Origin of the sequence: Pseudomonas sp. sp1636 (assembly GCF_030376615.1) — a bacterium.
Taxonomy (GTDB): domain Bacteria; phylum Pseudomonadota; class Gammaproteobacteria; order Pseudomonadales; family Pseudomonadaceae; genus Aquipseudomonas.
In genome coordinates, this window is sequence record NZ_JARRAB010000016.1 from 39816 (window position 1) to 55768 (window position 15953).

Annotated in this window: 15 protein-coding genes; 4 read left to right on the forward strand and 11 right to left on the reverse strand. The window is 64.1% G+C overall.

Annotated features, from left to right (window positions below):
* Nucleotides 1-3: 3 nt before the first annotated feature.
* A complete protein-coding gene (locus tag P8H27_RS15835) occupies nt 4-990 on the reverse strand; it encodes an NAD(P)/FAD-dependent oxidoreductase (RefSeq protein WP_289638568.1) in 987 nt (328 codons plus the stop codon).
* 200 nt (nt 991-1190) lie between these two features.
* Between P8H27_RS15835 and P8H27_RS15840 the strand changes: the two genes are divergently transcribed.
* Both P8H27_RS15840 and hemH read left to right on the forward strand, forming a co-directional pair.
* On the forward strand, nt 1191-2093 hold the full coding sequence (locus P8H27_RS15840) for a TIGR01777 family oxidoreductase (RefSeq protein ID WP_289638569.1): 903 nt from the start codon (nt 1191-1193) through the stop codon (nt 2091-2093).
* 16 nt (nt 2094-2109) lie between these two features.
* Nucleotides 2110-3132 carry a ferrochelatase gene (gene hemH, locus P8H27_RS15845; protein WP_289638571.1) on the forward strand — a complete coding sequence of 341 codons (1023 nt, stop codon included), beginning with the start codon at nt 2110-2112 and terminating at the stop codon, nt 3130-3132.
* Between the two features lie 69 nt (nt 3133-3201).
* On the opposite strand, the gene P8H27_RS15850 is transcribed toward hemH, so the two are convergent.
* A complete protein-coding gene (locus tag P8H27_RS15850) occupies nt 3202-4467 on the reverse strand; it encodes a uracil-xanthine permease family protein (RefSeq protein ID WP_289638572.1) in 1266 nt (421 codons plus the stop codon).
* 2 nt (nt 4468-4469) lie between these two features.
* Nucleotides 4470-5108: a uracil phosphoribosyltransferase gene (gene upp / locus P8H27_RS15855; RefSeq protein ID WP_289638573.1), complete on the reverse strand. Its 639-nt coding sequence runs from the start codon at nt 5106-5108 to the stop codon at nt 4470-4472.
* Nucleotides 5109-5357: 249 nt separating this feature from the next.
* Here upp and P8H27_RS15860 point away from each other — a divergent pair, with 249 nt between their 5' ends.
* A complete protein-coding gene (locus P8H27_RS15860; RefSeq protein ID WP_289638574.1) occupies nt 5358-5915 on the forward strand; it encodes a hypoxanthine-guanine phosphoribosyltransferase in 558 nt (185 codons plus the stop codon).
* Nucleotides 5916-6092: 177 nt separating this feature from the next.
* Nucleotides 6093-7100, forward strand: a complete 1008-nt coding sequence (locus tag P8H27_RS15865; protein WP_289638575.1) for an Ldh family oxidoreductase — start codon at nt 6093-6095, stop codon at nt 7098-7100.
* Between the two features lie 74 nt (nt 7101-7174).
* Here the strand turns inward: P8H27_RS15865 and P8H27_RS15870 are convergent, their stop codons facing one another.
* From P8H27_RS15870 to P8H27_RS15905, 8 genes are all read right to left on the reverse strand, one after another.
* Nucleotides 7175-8758 (reverse strand): aldehyde dehydrogenase (NADP(+)), encoded by a 1584-nt coding sequence (locus P8H27_RS15870; RefSeq protein ID WP_289638576.1) that lies wholly within the window; start codon nt 8756-8758, stop codon nt 7175-7177.
* Nucleotides 8759-8823: 65 nt separating this feature from the next.
* Nucleotides 8824-9741 carry a dihydrodipicolinate synthase family protein gene (locus tag P8H27_RS15875; RefSeq protein ID WP_289638577.1) on the reverse strand — a complete coding sequence of 306 codons (918 nt, stop codon included), beginning with the start codon at nt 9739-9741 and terminating at the stop codon, nt 8824-8826.
* A gap of 225 nt (nt 9742-9966) precedes the next feature.
* Nucleotides 9967-11004 carry a proline racemase family protein gene (locus P8H27_RS15880; RefSeq protein ID WP_289638578.1) on the reverse strand — a complete coding sequence of 346 codons (1038 nt, stop codon included), beginning with the start codon at nt 11002-11004 and terminating at the stop codon, nt 9967-9969.
* Nucleotides 11005-11013: 9 nt separating this feature from the next.
* Nucleotides 11014-11736 carry an amino acid ABC transporter ATP-binding protein gene (locus P8H27_RS15885; RefSeq protein ID WP_289638579.1) on the reverse strand — a complete coding sequence of 241 codons (723 nt, stop codon included), beginning with the start codon at nt 11734-11736 and terminating at the stop codon, nt 11014-11016.
* Nucleotides 11729-12379 (reverse strand): amino acid ABC transporter permease, encoded by a 651-nt coding sequence (locus P8H27_RS15890; RefSeq protein ID WP_289638580.1) that lies wholly within the window; start codon nt 12377-12379, stop codon nt 11729-11731. Before P8H27_RS15890 ends, P8H27_RS15885 begins: the two co-directional genes overlap by 8 nt.
* A 13-nt stretch (nt 12380-12392) precedes the next feature.
* Nucleotides 12393-13058 (reverse strand): amino acid ABC transporter permease, encoded by a 666-nt coding sequence (locus tag P8H27_RS15895; RefSeq protein ID WP_289638581.1) that lies wholly within the window; start codon nt 13056-13058, stop codon nt 12393-12395.
* Nucleotides 13051-14832, reverse strand: coding sequence for an aconitase family protein (locus tag P8H27_RS15900; RefSeq protein ID WP_289638582.1), 1782 nt, complete (start codon nt 14830-14832; stop codon nt 13051-13053). Before P8H27_RS15900 ends, P8H27_RS15895 begins: the two co-directional genes overlap by 8 nt.
* A 69-nt stretch (nt 14833-14901) precedes the next feature.
* Complete coding sequence (locus P8H27_RS15905; protein WP_289638583.1) at nt 14902-15717, reverse strand: transporter substrate-binding domain-containing protein; 816 nt, start codon at nt 15715-15717, stop codon at nt 14902-14904.
* Nucleotides 15718-15953 lie beyond the last annotated feature (236 nt).

Genomic DNA, 15953 nt, shown 5'->3' on the forward strand with positions numbered 1-15953 from the left:
TGTTCATTGCAGGTGGGCGAGCAGTTTGCGCGCCGCGTCCTGGCCGCTCAGCCAGGCACCCTCGACCCGGCCGGACAGGCACCAGTCGCCGCAGGCATACAGGCCGAGGTCGGCATCGGCCAGCGAGCCCCACTGGTGGGCGCTGGCCGGGCGGGCATAGAGCCAGCGGTGCGCCAGGCCGAAGGTGAGAGCGGGCATGGCGCAGTCGATCAACTCGGCAAGGGCGCCGTGCAAGTGTTCGATCACCGTCTCCTTGTCCATGTCCAGGTGCTGTTTGCTCCAGCTGCTGCTGGCATGCAGTACCCAGGTATCCGGGCTGCTGTCGCGGCCGGGTTTGCTGTGGTTACGGGTCAGCCAGTCGAGCGGGCTGTCTTGCACGAAGCAGCCGTCCACCTTGGTGTTCAGCGGGCTGGCGAAGGCCAGGGCGACCGCCCAGGTCGGCTCCATGACCACGCTGGCCGCTGCGCCGGCGAGTTTTGGTGCGGCCGCCAGCAGGGTGCTGGCTTGCGGTGCCGGAGCGGCGATCAGCACATGACTGAAGGGGCCGTGGCTATGGCCTTCGGCATCTTGCAGATGCCAGTGCTGCGGGCCGCGAAACACTTCGGTGATCCAGCAGGAGAAATGCACCGGCAAAGCGCCGAGCATGGCGCGGGTGATGGCGCTCATGCGCGGGCTGCCGACCCAGCGCACCTGCTCGTCCGGCGAGGCGCTGAGTTGGCCGTTGCGCGAGTGATAAAGGCTCGGCGTCCATTCGGCGACCCAGCCGCGGGCCTGCCATTGCTGAACCACATCGACGAAGCGGCGATCGCGAGCCGTGAAGTACTGTGCGCCCAGATCCAGGGCGCCGACATCGCTACGCTTGCTGGCCATGCGGCCGCCGCTGCCGCGGCTCTTGTCGAACAATTGAACCTCGTGTCCGGCGGCGTGCAGGGTCTGGGCGGCGGACAGTCCGGCGATGCCGGTGCCGATGATGGCGATGGGTGCGGTCATGATCTACCCCTTGCGTTAGAGCATCAGGCTACGCTTTAGACAAAAGCTATACAGTGTTGTTGTTATGTACAGAATTTATCGGCTGCAATCGTGCCTCTCTTTCATTAAAGACAATCCTGAGCCGGATTAAAGGCACGTTGCCCCGACATAAACCAGACTGGTGGTTATTAGAGCGGCTAAGGTCACGCGAGGAGAATGCCATGCACATAGTGTTGACCGGGGGTACCGGGTTGATCGGTCGCGCTCTTTGTCATCATTGGGCGCCGCAGGGGCACCAGTTGACGGTGTGGAGCCGCCGCCCGCAGCGGGTCGCAGCGCTGTGCGGGGCGCAGGTTCGCGGCATCGGCCGGCTCGCCGATCTGGGCGATGAGAAGGTGGACGCCGTGGTCAATCTGGCCGGCGCCCCCATTGCCGACCGACCCTGGACCAGCAAGCGCAAGAGCCTGCTCTGGGCCAGTCGCATCGCCCTCACCGAGCAACTGCTGAGCTGGTTGCAGGAGCGCGCAGAAAAGCCGCGGGTGTTGCTGTCCGGTTCGGCGCTGGGCTGGTATGGCGACGGCGGTGAGCGCGAGCTGCATGAGGATTCGCCGCCGGTCTGTGAGGATTTCGCCGCGCAACTATGCGGCGCCTGGGAAGAAACCGCGCAGCGCGCCGAAGCCATGGGTATTCGTGTGGTGCTGGTGCGCACCGGTCTGGTGCTGGCGAGGGACGGTGGCTTTCTCAAACGCCTGTTGCTGCCATTCAAACTCGGTTTGGGCGGGCGCCTGGGCGATGGTCGGCAATGGATGCCCTGGGTTCATTTGGCCGATCAAATTGCCCTGATGGATTTTCTCTTGCAGCAGGAACAGGCCAGCGGTCCTTATAATGCCTGCGCCCCTAACCCGGTTCGCAATGCCGAGTTTAGCCGTGCGCTGGGTCGTGCCGTGCACCGCCCGGCGTTATTGCCGGTGCCGGCCCTGGTGTTGCGCGTCGGCCTGGGCGAATTGTCCGGTTTGCTGCTGGGCGGCCAGCGTGCATTGCCGGTGCGTCTGAGCGAAGCTGGTTTCCGTTTTCGTTTCACCGATCTGGATACTGCCCTGGCGGATGTGCTGGGCCAACACTGACTGATAAGGATTTTTCATGAGTAATCACGCCTTGCTGCTGGTCAATCTGGGCTCCCCAGCGTCGACCGCAGTGGCTGATGTACGGCGCTATCTCAATCAATTTTTGATGGATCCCTATGTGGTCGATCTGCCCTGGCCGTTGCGGCGTTTGTTGGTCTCGCTGATCCTGATCAAGCGGCCGGCGGCTTCGGCGCATGCCTATGCGTCGATCTGGTGGGAGCAAGGTTCGCCCCTGACGGTGTTGAGCAAGCGTCTGCAGGACGCGATGAGGGCGCAATGGACGCAAGGCCCGGTCGAACTGGCGATGCGTTACGGCGAGCCGTCGATCGACACGGTGCTCCAGCGTCTGGCCGCGCAAGGCGTCCAGCGGGTGACCTTGGCGCCGCTTTACCCGCAGTTCGCCGATAGCACCACCACCACGGTGATCGAGGAGGTCAAGCGGGTGGTGCGGGCGCGCAGCCTGGATATGAGTTTCTCCATCCTGCCGCCGTTCTACGATCAGCCGGAATACCTCGATGCGCTGGTCGACAGCGCCAAACCGTACCTCGATCAGGGTTTTGACCACCTGTTGCTGAGCTTTCACGGGTTGCCGGAGCGCCATCTGCACAAGCTCGATCCCGGCGGGCATTGCCTGAAGGACGCCGATTGCTGCCGTGCGGCGCCGCCTGAAGTGCTCGCCACCTGTTACCGCGCGCAATGCCTGCGGAGCGCCGAAGCCTTTGCCGCGCGCATGGGGCTGCGCGCGGAGCAATGGTCGGTGGCCTTCCAGTCGCGTCTGGGGCGAGCCAAATGGATCGAACCCTACACCGAGGCTCGCCTCGAGGCGTTGGCCGGGCAGGGGGTGAAAAAGCTGCTGGTGATGTGCCCGGCGTTCGTCGCCGACTGCATCGAAACCCTGGAGGAAATCGGCGATCGCGGCCTGGAGCAATTCCAGCAGGCCGGCGGTGAAACCCTGCAGTTGATTCCCTGCCTCAATGATCACCCCAGTTGGGTGACAGCGCTCAAGCGCTTGAGTGAGCGGGCGCCGTTGATGCTGTAAAGCACAAGAACCCGAGCAACCCCGGCATGAAAAGCCCCGCGCTTGGCGGGGCTTTTCATTGTGCGTTAGTTAGCCTTGTTCCTCGCTCAGGGCCTTGCTGCGCCAGCCCTGGCCGCCGGGCAGCAGCAGGTTGAGCAAAATGGCGATGATGCCGCACAGCGAGATGCCCTTGAGGCTGATGTCGCCGGCACCGATGACCATGCCGCCGATGCCGAACACCAGGGTCACCGCCACTATCACCAGGTTGCGCGCCTCGGACAGATCGACCTGGTGACGGATCAGGGTGTTCAGGCCGACCACGGCGATGGAGCCGAACAGCAGGCAGAGAATGCCGCCCATCACCGGCACCGGGATGCTCTGCAGTACCGCGCCGAACTTGCCGATAAAGGCCAGGAGCATGGCGATCAGCGCCGCCCAGACCATCACCCTGGGGTTGAAGTTCTTGGTCAGCATCACCGCGCCGGTGACTTCCGAGTAGGTGGTGTTGGGCGGGCCGCCGAGCAGGCCGGCCGCCGAGGTGGCCAGGCCGTCGCCGAGCAGGGTGCGGTGCAGGCCGGGCTCTTTCAGGTAGTTCTTGCCGGTCACGGTACCGATCGCCAGCACGTCGCCGATGTGTTCGATGGCGGGGGCGATGGCCACCGGCAGGATGAACAGGATCGCCCCCCAATGCAGTTCGGGGGCGATGAAGTTCGGTACGGCCAGCCAGGGTGCGGCGGCCACCGGGGCGAAGTCGACCGCACCGAACAGCCAGGCCAGCGTGTAGCCCACGGCGATGCCGCAGAGGATCGGGATCAGGCGGAAAATGCCGCGACCGACCACGGCGACGATCAGGGTGGTGAGCAGCGCCGGCAGGGAAATCATCAGGGCGATGTCATAGGGCACCAGTTGCGCGCTGGCGTCGCCGGCCTTGCCCATGGCCATGTTCGCCGCCACCGGCGCCAAGCCCAGGCCGATGGCCATGATCACCGGGCCGATCACCACCGGTGGCAGCAGGCGGTCGACAAATCCGGTGCCCTTGAGCTTCACCGCCCCGGCCAGGAGCATGTAGGCGAAGCCGGCGGCGACCAGGCCGCCGAGGGTCGCCGGCAGGCCGAAGTCGGCCTTGGCGGCGAGGATGGGCGCGATAAAGGCGAAGCTCGAGGCGAGAAACACCGGCACCTGGTTCTTGGTCACCAGTTGGAAAATCAGGGTGCCGAGGCCGGCGGTGAACAACGCCACGTTGGGATCCATACCGGTGATCAACGGCATCAGCACCAGCGCGCCGAAGGCCACGAAGAGCATCTGCGAACCGGCCAGAACCTGGCGCCAGGTGGCGTCCTGCGTGTGATCGGGCATGCTCAGGCGTCCTTCTGCTTGGTGCCGAAGATCTTGTCGCCGGCATCGCCGAGGCCGGGAATGATGTAGCCATGTTCGTTGAGGCGTTCGTCGATCGAGGCGGTGAAGATCATCACGTCGGGGTGGGCGTCGGCCACCGCCTGGATGCCTTCGGGGGCGGCAACCAGCACCATGGCGCGGATTTCCTTGCAGCCGGCCTTCTTCAGCAGGTCGATGGTGGCGACCATGGAGCCGCCGGTGGCGAGCATCGGGTCGATGATCATCGCCAGGCGTTCGTCGATCTCCGGCACCAGTTTTTCCAGATAGGTGTGTGCTTGCAGGGTTTTTTCGTTGCGCGCCACGCCCACGGCACTGACCTTGGCCCCCGGGATCAGGCTGAGCACGCCGTCGAGCATGCCGATACCGGCGCGCAGAATCGGCACCACGGTGATCTTCTTGCCGGAGATTTTTTCCACCTGAACGGTGCCGCACCAACCCTGAATTTCGCAGTTTTCCAGGGGCAGATCCTTGGTCGCCTCATAGGTCAGCAGGGCGCCGACTTCCTGGGCCAGTTCGCGGAAATTTTTCGTGCTGATGTCGGCGCGACGCATCAGGCCGAGCTTGTGGCGAATCAGCGGGTGGCGGATCTCGAGGATGGGCATGGCGGGTTCTCCGGCGGGCTGGCAAAAAAATTGCGCTAGATTAGCATTGGCGTTGCGCCGCTGGCGCGCAGACGCACGCGGCGTGCGGGAATTTAGTGCGCAATGTCGCCGATTGCGCGTATTTCTGGCGGTTTGTCCACAAGGGCTTGCTCCGCCTCAGGCAGATGGGTACCTTTGCCGACTTTTATTTTGACGCATCGATCAGGTTCCGCGCTTGTTCAATGTTCGTTCACTCATAGAGGAAAGACCATGCCCGTCGATCTTGCGCACATCCGCCAAGTCATGCTGGAAGCCGATTGCCTGTACCCCGAAACCGAAGTGGAAGCGGCCATCGACCAGGTTGCCGCGGCGATCAATAGCGAGTTGGCCGAGCGCAACCCGGTGGTGTTCTGCGTGATGAACGGCGGCCTGATCTTCTCCGGTAAATTGCTGCCCAAGCTCAACTTTCCCTTGGAGTTGTCCTACCTGCACGCCACCCGTTACCGCAACGAAACCAGCGGCGGCGAGCTGTTTTGGAAGGCCAAGCCGGAAATCTCCTTTATCGACCGCGACGTGCTGATCATCGACGACATCCTCGACGAGGGCCACACCCTGGGCGCGATCATCGATTTCTGCCGCCATGCCGGCGCCAGCGCGGTGCACACCGCGGTGCTGATCGACAAGGATCACCAGCGCAAGGCGCGTCCGGATCTCAAGGCCGATTACGTCGGTCTGCCCTGTATCGACCGCTATATCTTCGGCTATGGCATGGATTACAAGGGCTACTGGCGCAATGCGCCGGGGATCTACGCGGTCAAGGACATGTAACGCCATGAGCGTGCCGCGCGATCTCGATCAGGCCCTGTTTGCCGAACTGGCCTGGAGGCGTGGGCAGTTCGCCTGAGCACAGTTGTGCCGAATTCGTCATCCTGTCCGGGTAAAGGGGTCAAGCCGGGTCGAGCCTGAATCGCCACTCTAACCCCTGGTTATTAGAGGAGGCTGGCCGTGATTCGATTGACCCTGGAACAAGCGCGCGAACTGGCGCAGGACATCTTGCGCAGCAACGGCTTCAGCGAGCCCCATGTACAGGCGGTGAGCGCTACGGTGTTGGCCGGCGAGCGCGATGGCTGCGCCTCCCATGGCCTGTATCGGCTGCTCGGCTGCGTCAGCTCGCTGAAGGCGGGCAAGGTCGTGGCGGACGCCGCACCGCAGATCATCGATCAGGCTCCGGCGCTGGTTCGGGTGGATGCCAAAGGTGGCTTTTCCCAGCTGGCGTTTCAGGCCGGCTTGCCGGTACTGGTGGAAAAGGCCAGGCATTGCGGGATCGCCGCGCTGGCGATTAATCGCTGTGTGCACTTCTCGGCATTGTGGGTGGAGATCGAGGCGCTGACCGAGGCCGGTCTGGTGGCATTCGCCTTTACCCCAAGCCATGCCTGGGTGGCACCGGCAGGCGGCAGCAAGCCGGTGTTCGGCACCAACCCGATTGCCTTCGGTTGGCCACGTGTCGGGCACAACCCGTTTATTTTTGATTTCGCCACCAGTGCGATTGCCCGTGGCGAGATCGAGCTGCATCGGCGTGCGGGCAAGCCCATCCCGCTGGGCTGGGGGATTGACCCGCATGGTCAGCCGAGCACGGATGCCGAGGCGGTCATGAACGGCGCCATGCTGACCTTTGGCGGGCACAAAGGCTCGGCACTGGCGGCGATGGTGGAGCTGATTGCCGGCCCGCTGATTGGCGATCTGACCAGTGCCGAATCACTGGCTTATGACGCGGGCAGCAAGTCATCGCCCTATCACGGTGAGCTGCTCGTGGTGCTTGATCCACGGCGCTTTCTCGGGGAGGCCGCCGATGAGCATCTGGCGCGGGCCGAGGCGCTGTTCGAGAGTATCCAGGGCCAGGGTGCGCGCCTGCCGTCGCAGCGCCGCTACCAGGCCCGAGCGCGCAGCGCCGAGCAGGGCGTGCAGATACCGCAGGCCTTGTACGACGACCTCAAGGCGCTGATGGTCGATTAGGTGCAGTATAAAAAAGCCCCGACTCATTGAGCCGGGGCAAAGCATCGATCTACGTTCTTCCCAGCCGCCATCTTTCAGGGCATGGATGGGCGCTGCATCAGGCCGTCGACCAAGCGGGCAATGCCCAGTGGGTTGGCGTTTTGCAGGGCTTGCGGGAGCAATTGATCGGGACAGTTCTGGTAGCACAGCGGCCGCAGGAAGCGGTTGATGGCAAGGCTGCCCACCGAGCTGCCGCGTGAGTCCGAGGTGGCAGGGTAAGGGCCGCCATGCACCATCGCGTCACACACCTCCACACCCGTTGGGTAGCCGTTGAACAACACCCGGCCGACCTTCTGCTCAAGCAGCGCCAGCACATCGGCGAAGGGCGCGAGGTCTTCACCTTCGGCGATCAGGGTGGCGCTCAGCTGTCCGTGTAAACCTTGCAGCGCGGCCAGCAGTTCGGTCTTGTCCGTCACTTCGACCACAATGGTGGTCGGGCCGAAAACTTCTTCCTGGAGCAGTTCGTCGCCATTCAGCAATAAGCTCACATCCGCTTGGAACAGCTGCGGCTGGGCTTTGCCCGCGGTTTGCCGGGCGCCTGCCAGGTGTTCGATGCCAGGGTGCGCAAGGAGGCGGTCGACACCGCGCCGGTAACTATCGAGGGTGCCGGCATTGAGCATGGTCTGCGCCGGCTGCTCGGCCATCTGGGCGGCGAAGTCTTGCAGGAAGTCGCTGAACTCCGCCGAGCGCAAGCCGATCACCAGGCCCGGATTGGTGCAGAACTGGCCGCAGCCAAGCACCACGGACGCGCTCAGTTCGCTGGCGATTTTGCTGCCGCGCTGTTGCAGGGCGGCCGGCAACAGCAGCACCGGGTTGATGCTGGACATCTCGGCGAACACCGGGATCGGCTGCGGGCGAGCGGCGGCCATGTCGCACAGTGCCCGGCCGCCCTTGAGCGAGCCGGTAAAGCCGACGGCTTGAATCAGGGGGTGCTTGACCAGGTCGGCACCCACACCGTTGCCATAGAGCATGTTGAACACGCCGGCGGGCATACCGGTTTTTTCCGCGGCGCGAATAAGCGCATCGGCCACGCATTCGGCGGTGGCCATGTGTCCGCTGTGCGCCTTGAATACCACCGGGCAACCGGCGGCTAGGGCTGCGGCGGTGTCGCCGCCAGCGGTGGAGAAGGCCAGCGGAAAGTTGCTGGCGCCAAACACGGCGACCGGGCCGACGCCGATGTGGTACTGCCGCACATCCGGGCGCGGCAGCGGCTGGCGCTCGGGCAGGGCACTATCGATGCGCGCGCCGTAGAAGTCGCCGCGGCGCAAGACCTTGGCGAACAGGCGCATCTGCCCGCTGGTGCGGCCCCGTTCGCCCTGGATGCGTCCTGCCGGCAGGGCGGTTTCGCTACAGACCAGGGCCACGAAGTCCTCGCCCAGGGCATCTATTTCGTCGGCGATGGCCTCGAGAAACTCGGCGCGGCGGCTGGCCGGCAGGCTGCGGAACTGTCCATACGCCGCAGCAGCCGCTTGTGCGGCGGCATCTACTTCCGCCGCCGTGGCCTGGCTGAAGCGATAGGGCAGCGCTTCGCCTGTGCAGGCGTTGAAGCTGGTCTGGGTGTCTTGACCGGCAGCGCTACGAGCGCCGCCGATGTAGTTGTGACCGAGAATTTCCGCCATGCGGGGTTCTCCGTTGAAGGCCGCGCTCGTCGCCGAGCGTGGCGCTGTTGGCTGGGGGCAGCGGCTTACAGGCCGACATCCGGCAGGGCGGGGCGGTTGGCCATGGCCTTGGCCATGATCGTCTCGACGTGGGCGCGATCCTCGCCTTGCAGGGCCAGGCGTGGCGGGCGGGTCAGGGCGTTGCCGCGCCCGGCGATTTCCTCGCACAGCTTGATGCACTGCACCAGATCCGGGCGGGCGTCGAGGTGGAGGATCGGCATCAGCCATTCGTAGATCGGCATGGCTTCGTCGAAGCGTCCGGCCTTGCACAGGCGGAAGATGGTTTCGCCTTCCTGGGGGAACACGTTGGACATGCCGGAGATCCAGCCCTCGGCGCCGACGGCGATGCTTTCCAGAACCACGTCATCGAGGCCGGCGAACAGGATGAAGCGGTCGCCCACCTGGTTGCGCACGTCGACGAAGCGCCGGGTGTCGCCGGAGCTGTCCTTGAAGCACACCACGTTCTCGATGTCGGCCAGGGAGATGAGGATCTCCGGGGTGACGTCGTTTTTGTAGATCGGCGGGTTGTTGTAGACCATCACCGGCAGGTCGGTGCCCGTGGCGACGCTGCGAAAGTGCGCGGCGGTCTCGTGTGGCTTGGAGGAGTAGACCAGCGCGGGCATCACCATGATGCCGTCGACGCCGACCCGCTCGACCGCCTTGGCCACCTTGGCGGCGCCGGCGCTGGTGAACTCGGCGATGCCGCAGATCACCGGCACGCGGCCAGCGGAAGCGTCCTTGGCCACTTCGGTGACGGCCATCTTCTCCTCGATGGTCAGCGAGGTGTTCTCGCCGACGCTGCCGCACACCACCAGGCCGGAGACGCCGTCGCGCACCAGGTTGGAGATCACCTTGTGGGTCTGCTCCAGGTTTACCGAGAAGTCGGGGTTGAATTGAGTGGTGACGGCGGGGAAGACCCCGCTCCAGTTAACGCGCTTGCTCATGGTTATACCTCTGAGTGGTGATTGTATTTCGTATACGCTGCGTGTCGGGCAGATTGCTGCCTTGGCGCCTGCGCTGCGGGGCACAAGGCCCTCGTCGCTTTCCGCAATGTCGCTCACTCAAGCGCAGTGAACGGCATCTTCTGTAGCCCGGATGTAATCCGGGGAAATCCGCTGCCTGGCAACCTCTCCCGGATTGCATCCGGGTTACGTTGTCGGCGCCGGTGGTTACGCCAAGTGCTCGACCGGCCAGGTATCGGACAATCGATAGCCTTGCGGCCAGGGATCGCTCGGGTCGAGCAAATGCTGGTGAGTGCCGGTGATCCAGGCCCGGCCGGACAGGCAGGGGATGATCGCCGGGCGTCCGGCCACCTCGCAGAGGCTGTCGATATGGCAGTGGAACTCGGAACCGATGATCGAACGGCCGATAAAGCGCTCGCCGACCTGCAACTGGCCCTTGGCGTGCAGCACCGCCATGCGCGCCGAGCAGCCGGTGCCGGTGGGCGAACGGTCGACCTTGCCGGGGCGGATCACCACCGCGTTGGCGGCGCTGACGATACCGTGCTCGCGGCTCACCGGCGCCGCCAGCTGGCAGAAGGAGATATGCGCCCAGTCCGGGTTCAGCGGGTGGACGAAACCCAGCTGCTGATTGGCCGCCCGGGTGATCTTCAGCCCGGTGGCGGCCAGGTCGGCGGCTTCGTCGGCGCTGAGGGCAAAGCCCAGGGCGTGGGCGTCGGCGATCACGAAGCTGTCGCCGCCATAGGCGGTGTCCACCTGCAGCGAGCCGATGCCTTCCACCTCGATCCAGGCGTCCAGGCGGTCGGCGAAGGAGGGCAGGTTACGCACCTCGACGCGCTCGACCTTGCCATCGCGGCATTGTGCGACGGCTTCGATCAGGCCGCCGGGGGCTTCCAGCAGCAGGCGGGTTTCTGGCTCGCTCATCGGCAGGATGCCGGTTTCCAATAGCACGGTGGCCACGCACAGCGAGTTGGAGCCCGACATCGGCGGGGTGTCGGCTGGCTCCATGATGATCCAGGCCATCTGCGCCCGTGGGTCCTTGGCCGGCACCAGCAGATTGACGTGGCGGAACACGCCGCCGCGCGGCTCGTTGAGCATGAAGTTGCGCAAGGTCTGGTCTTCGGCGATCCAGCGCGATTGCGCCCAGATCGTGGCGCCGGGCGGCGGGGCCACGCCGCCGACTATCACATCGCCGACCTCGCCCTCGGCGTGGCAGCTGACCACATGAATGATCTTGGAAGAGCGCATGGGGTTCTCCTAGAGCACGGACTTGAGGAAATCGGCGGTTTCCGCACGCTGCGGGTTGACCAGCACCTGTTCGGGTGTACCGATCTCATGAACCAGGCCGTCGCGGAAGAACGCCACGCGGTCGGACACCTCGCGGGCGAAGCTGATCTCGTGGGTCACCAGCACCATGGTCATGCCCTCTTCGGCGAGCAGGCGCATGGTGTCCAGCACCTCGCCGACCAGCTGCGGGTCGAGCGCCGAGGTGGCTTCGTCGAACAGCATGTAATCCGGCGACATGGCCAGGGCGCGGGCGATGGCCATGCGCTGTTGCTGGCCGCCGGAAAGCTTGCCGGGGAACACATTGAACTTATCGCCGAGGCCGACGTGGGTGAGTTGCTTGATGGCCATTTCCTCGGCCTCGGCGCGGCTTTGGCCCCGCACCTTGCGCGGCGCCAGCATGACGTTTTCCAGCACCGTGAGGTGCGGGAAGGCGTTCCACTGCTGGAACACGATGCCGATCTTCTGCCGTAGCTGGTTGAGGTCGGTGGCTTTGTCATGCACCTCGACGCCGTCGACCCGAATGCTGCCCCGGTGAATCGATTCAAGGCCATTGATGCACATCAGCAGGGTCGACTTACCCGAGCCCGAGCCGCCGATGATCGACACCACTTCGCCTTTTTCCACGGTCAGGCTGACGCCCTTGATCACATCCAGCTCGCCGAAGGATTTGTGTACGCTTTCGATCTCAATCATTTTCCTGCCACCTTTTCTCCAGTTGATGACCCAAACGGGCCACAACCAGGCTGATGAAGTAGTAGATAAGCCCTGCGATGCACAGGACCAGCAGCGGTTCTTGGATGCGTGTGACTATGGTTTGTGAGGAGCGCAGCAGTTCGATGATGCCGATCCACATGACCAGGGCGGTGTCTTTCATCACCGACAGGGTCAGGTTCAGCCAGCCCGGAAATGCCACGCGGGTGGCCATCGGCATGACGATGTAGCGCAGGTCTTGCCAGTAGCTCAATCCCAGCGAGCGGCTGGCGCGGCGGACATTGGGCGAGACCGCGAGGACACCGCTGCGCACCACTTCCGTGCAATAGGCCGTGGCGTATACGCCGAGCACTACGCAGGCAACGGTGAAGGCGCTCCAGTCGAGGCCGACGATGCTTTTCAGCGAGTTGAACAGCACGAACTGGATCAGCAGCGGCACACTGCGGAAGATATCCAGCACCCAGGCCAGCGGCAGGGTGGCTCGCGGCAAGGTGGCGCGCAGCAGGCCACAGATAACCCCGCCGAATGTGCCGAGCAGCATCGACCAGAGGGTTAGCAGAATAGTGGTCCAGGCACCCTGGAGCATGAACAGCAGATCGGTTGAGGTGAGGCTGGTAGTCAACATGGCCATTGCCCTCTTAGTAGCGGAACAGGCGCCAGCCGAGTAGGCGGGCGACCATGACGATGGCTTTGGCGATCAGGTAATAAAGCACTGCCGCGAGCGCGAAATACTCGAAGGTGCGGAAGGTCTTTACGTTGTAGTCCTGGGTCACCCCGGTGAGGTCGTTGTTGAGGCCGACGATCACCCCCAGCGAGGTCATCAGCACGGCCCAGACCATCTGATTGGTCAGGGGGTAGAACACGATGCGCAGCAGCTGCGGGACTATGATCAAGCGGTAGGCCTTGAATGCGCTCATGCCCAGTGAACGGGCCGCGCGCATCTGGGTCTCGGGCACGGCCTTGAGCCCGCCACGAAAGTTCTCTGCCAGGTAGCCGGCGTTGTTGAACGTGATTCCGGCCAGCAGTGCGGCCCATGAGCTGATGTGCAGGCCGAACGAGCCGAGGCCGAAGTACAGCAGGTAGATCTGAAACAGCGATGGGGTGTTCCGCGCCACCGAGACCCAGGCCCCGGAAACGCCCCGCGCCAGCGGGTTCTGGCTCTGCCGCATGACGGTCAACAGCAGCGCGATGAGCACGCCAAAGACCATCGATAGCGCGGCCGTCTCAAAGGTAACCCAGGCACCGTCGAGCATGTCCGGGAGTGCCTTTAGAGCCGAGCGCCAGTGAAAGTTATAGTCAAACATCGCTCAATTGTTCCCTTGGCTGATGGGCCTGGCTCAACCAGGCGGGAAGCTCGCCGCTGACCAATCCTCGGCAGGCCGCTTCGACGCAGGCCGCCAGGCTGCCGAAATGCACCGTGCGTCCGACCAGGCCTGGGGCGTAGTGGGCGTACTTGCCTGAGTTGGTCATCAGGCTGCTGGTGCCGACCGGGAGCACCGGCTCGCCGAGCATGCACCAGCAGGTATCGGTCACCAGCTGTGCGCCAAATACATCGAGCGTCGCCAGGTAGCCAGCCGCACTGGCTTGTTGCTGCACGTGCCGTCCGCAGGTGATCACCAGGGCGACGTCGGGGTGTTTGCGGCGGCCCTCACACAAGGCGGCCAAGGCGGCGAACTCGCTCAAAGAGAAGTGCGGATTGCCTAGCGCTACCAGGCCCAACTGCGCAGACGGCGCACTGTTGAGCTCGTGCCAACTAGCGAGCAAGCCGGCGGCGCTGACTGTTTCAATCTGCCGGGCTGGGCGGCCGCCCAGCGCCTGCTCTAGGCTGGCGGCTTCCGGGGTCACCCCGGCGATGTGGAACATCGGGGCGCCGGAGGTGGTCGCGAATGCGGCGCCAAAGGCCTTTAAATCGTCCCGCGTCGGCGCCGCGTTCTGCAAACCATTGAGCACGGGGATCTGGCTGCCGGACAACGCGCCGACGTGATAGCCGAGCAGTGGATAGAACGCATCATCGAGCGGGCCGAGCGGCGCTACGTCAATCTGCAGAGTGGCCAAGCGGCCGGTATCCAGATGACAGCCGGTGAGTGGCGCGCGCCCGGTCAGGGCGATGCAGATATCCAGATAGTCCGGGTATTTCTGCGTCCGGGCGCCGAGTACGCTGTTGGCATAGACCACGGCGTTGGATTCAGCCCAGACCACTTGTTCATTGGCCTGCGGCGCGCTGTCGAGCAGGTAGGGTGCGCAGGTGTAACTCAGTTGCGCCCCCATGGCCATATACGCCTCGCCGAGCTGGCTGGCGGGTTCGCCGAATGCCGGGTCGATGCCTTGCTGGCGCCAGAGACGCTGGTCGACCGAGATCGAGTTGAGCGTGGTCGGCACTCTGACGGCCGCCCCCCAGGCAAGCAATTGTTCGGCAAAGCGCAGGCTGGCCGGGCCGGTATAGATGCAGCCATCGATGTGCGCCTGGCTGATATCGATCAATTCGCCGGCGCCCTGGAGCTCGGCCATTTGCAGGACGATCTGCATGGCGACCTGGGCGGCCTTGCCGTGTTTGCCCGCGAGCAAGTCGCGGTCCGTGTCGTTCAAGGCAATCGGATCCGTGGCCCACGGTGTGGCGCGGGTAGCTGGCGTGGTCGCTTGCCAATTATCCGCGGGAATCTGGCTGAAGGCGCTAACCCGATCATCGTCAACGCGGACAAAGGCGCAGTCATGCAGCCGGGAAAAGGCTTCAGGGCCGATGCAGACGACGGGCAAGCCGCAGTCAAACAAACTCTGGGCGATCAGCACGCCGAGGCTGAGAATTTCTTCGGGATGTGCCACGACCAGTGCGGCAGGGGCATGGCCGTTGAGAATCAGTTCCAGGAGTACGCTGCTGCCGGTGCAGGAGCCGCGGCCACTGGGGATGGCCAGCACGCGTCCGGCAATGACCTGGCCGCTGAGGGGATGGTGGCGATCGATCACCTCGCCGCTAAAGGGATCGACGCCGCCCCAGAAGCTCAGGCCGACGTCGGCATAGAGCAGTTCGCCCTGTGCATGGCCTGCAACCAGCCTGCGTGCCGTTACTGCGAATTCAGGCATGTTTAACTCCCGCACGGCCGGGTTGGCGACCGTGCGTTAACCAGTGGATAGGAGTGTTGGCGCGCGTGCTTAGTAGTAAACGCCTGGAACCGTCAGCTCCACCGGAGTGCCGCCGACCCACTTCTGGTACAGCTCGGCATAGCGACCCGAACGAACCTGCTGGTTGACGAAGAGGTTGAGGTAGTTGATCAGGCCGTACTCGTTGCGCTTGGCCGCCAGGGACACGTAGTCGATGGTGTAGGGCGCATTGCCGGCCACTTTGAGGCCTTTGTATTTGCCCGACTTGAGGGTCGAGGCCGCCACTGTGTTGGTCACCACAGAGGCGTCGATGTGACCCTGGGTAACGGCGAGGATGGTGTCGTTCTGGCTCTGGTAAGCGCGGAAGCTGGCGGCATTGCCCCAGCTTTTCACGTCTTTTTCCAGGGCGATAGCCTCGAAGGTGCCGCTGGTGTTACCCACCGGACGACCCTTGAGGTCTGCGTATTTTTCGATGCCACTGTCTTCGCGGGTCAGCACCACCATCTGGAAGGCGAAGTAGGGCACGGTCATCGCCACGGTTTTGGCGCGTTCGAGGGTGTCGGAGGTCGAGGCGACGATGATGTCGGCACGGCCTGAGATCAGCGCGGGAATCCGATCCGGGAACGGCGTTTCGACCACCTCAGCGGTTACCCCAAGGACTTTCGCCAGGTCAGCGCAGTAGTCGACGTCGAAACCGGCGGGCTGGTTGCCTTCATCGCGAAAGCCCATGGGGGGGAAGTCCAGGGTCACGGCGCAACGCAGTTTGCCCGATTCGATGATGTCGTCGAGTTTGTCGGCCTGGGCCTGGCCAATCAGGGACGCGCTAAGAGCAACGGTGAGGGCTACGGCAGTTGTTGGATTTTTCATAGGGGCCTCGTGGTGGTGTGGGGTCGAGCCGTTAAAGGGTGCTGCGTCTTTCGTATCAAGGATTTCGTATACGATATTTAATATGCACTGGCTGTGCCAAGAGGTGATGGGGAATAGATTTACTGGGAGCCGAACGGCGCTGTCGGGCCGCGCGAGCCGCTGAGGGCGGGCGCGGGGGCGTAGCCACGAATTTTTCAGGATGCGGGCGCCGGCGCGTTCGCAGACAGCCCGTGCTG

Coding starts and splice junctions, on each gene's coding strand:
- P8H27_RS15835 (WP_289638568.1), bottom strand. CDS start 990: ATGACCGCACCCATCGCCATCATCGGCACCGGCATCGCCGGACTGTCC.
- P8H27_RS15840 (WP_289638569.1), top strand. CDS start 1,191: ATGCACATAGTGTTGACCGGGGGTACCGGGTTGATCGGTCGCGCTCTT.
- hemH (WP_289638571.1), top strand. CDS start 2,110: ATGAGTAATCACGCCTTGCTGCTGGTCAATCTGGGCTCCCCAGCGTCG.
- P8H27_RS15850 (WP_289638572.1), bottom strand. CDS start 4,467: ATGCCCGATCACACGCAGGACGCCACCTGGCGCCAGGTTCTGGCCGGT.
- upp (WP_289638573.1), bottom strand. CDS start 5,108: ATGCCCATCCTCGAGATCCGCCACCCGCTGATTCGCCACAAGCTCGGC.
- P8H27_RS15860 (WP_289638574.1), top strand. CDS start 5,358: ATGCCCGTCGATCTTGCGCACATCCGCCAAGTCATGCTGGAAGCCGAT.
- P8H27_RS15870 (WP_289638576.1), bottom strand. CDS start 8,758: ATGGCGGAAATTCTCGGTCACAACTACATCGGCGGCGCTCGTAGCGCT.
- P8H27_RS15875 (WP_289638577.1), bottom strand. CDS start 9,741: ATGAGCAAGCGCGTTAACTGGAGCGGGGTCTTCCCCGCCGTCACCACT.
- P8H27_RS15880 (WP_289638578.1), bottom strand. CDS start 11,004: ATGCGCTCTTCCAAGATCATTCATGTGGTCAGCTGCCACGCCGAGGGC.
- P8H27_RS15885 (WP_289638579.1), bottom strand. CDS start 11,736: ATGATTGAGATCGAAAGCGTACACAAATCCTTCGGCGAGCTGGATGTG.
- P8H27_RS15890 (WP_289638580.1), bottom strand. CDS start 12,379: ATGTTGACTACCAGCCTCACCTCAACCGATCTGCTGTTCATGCTCCAG.
- P8H27_RS15895 (WP_289638581.1), bottom strand. CDS start 13,058: ATGTTTGACTATAACTTTCACTGGCGCTCGGCTCTAAAGGCACTCCCG.
- P8H27_RS15900 (WP_289638582.1), bottom strand. CDS start 14,832: ATGCCTGAATTCGCAGTAACGGCACGCAGGCTGGTTGCAGGCCATGCA.
- P8H27_RS15905 (WP_289638583.1), bottom strand. CDS start 15,717: ATGAAAAATCCAACAACTGCCGTAGCCCTCACCGTTGCTCTTAGCGCG.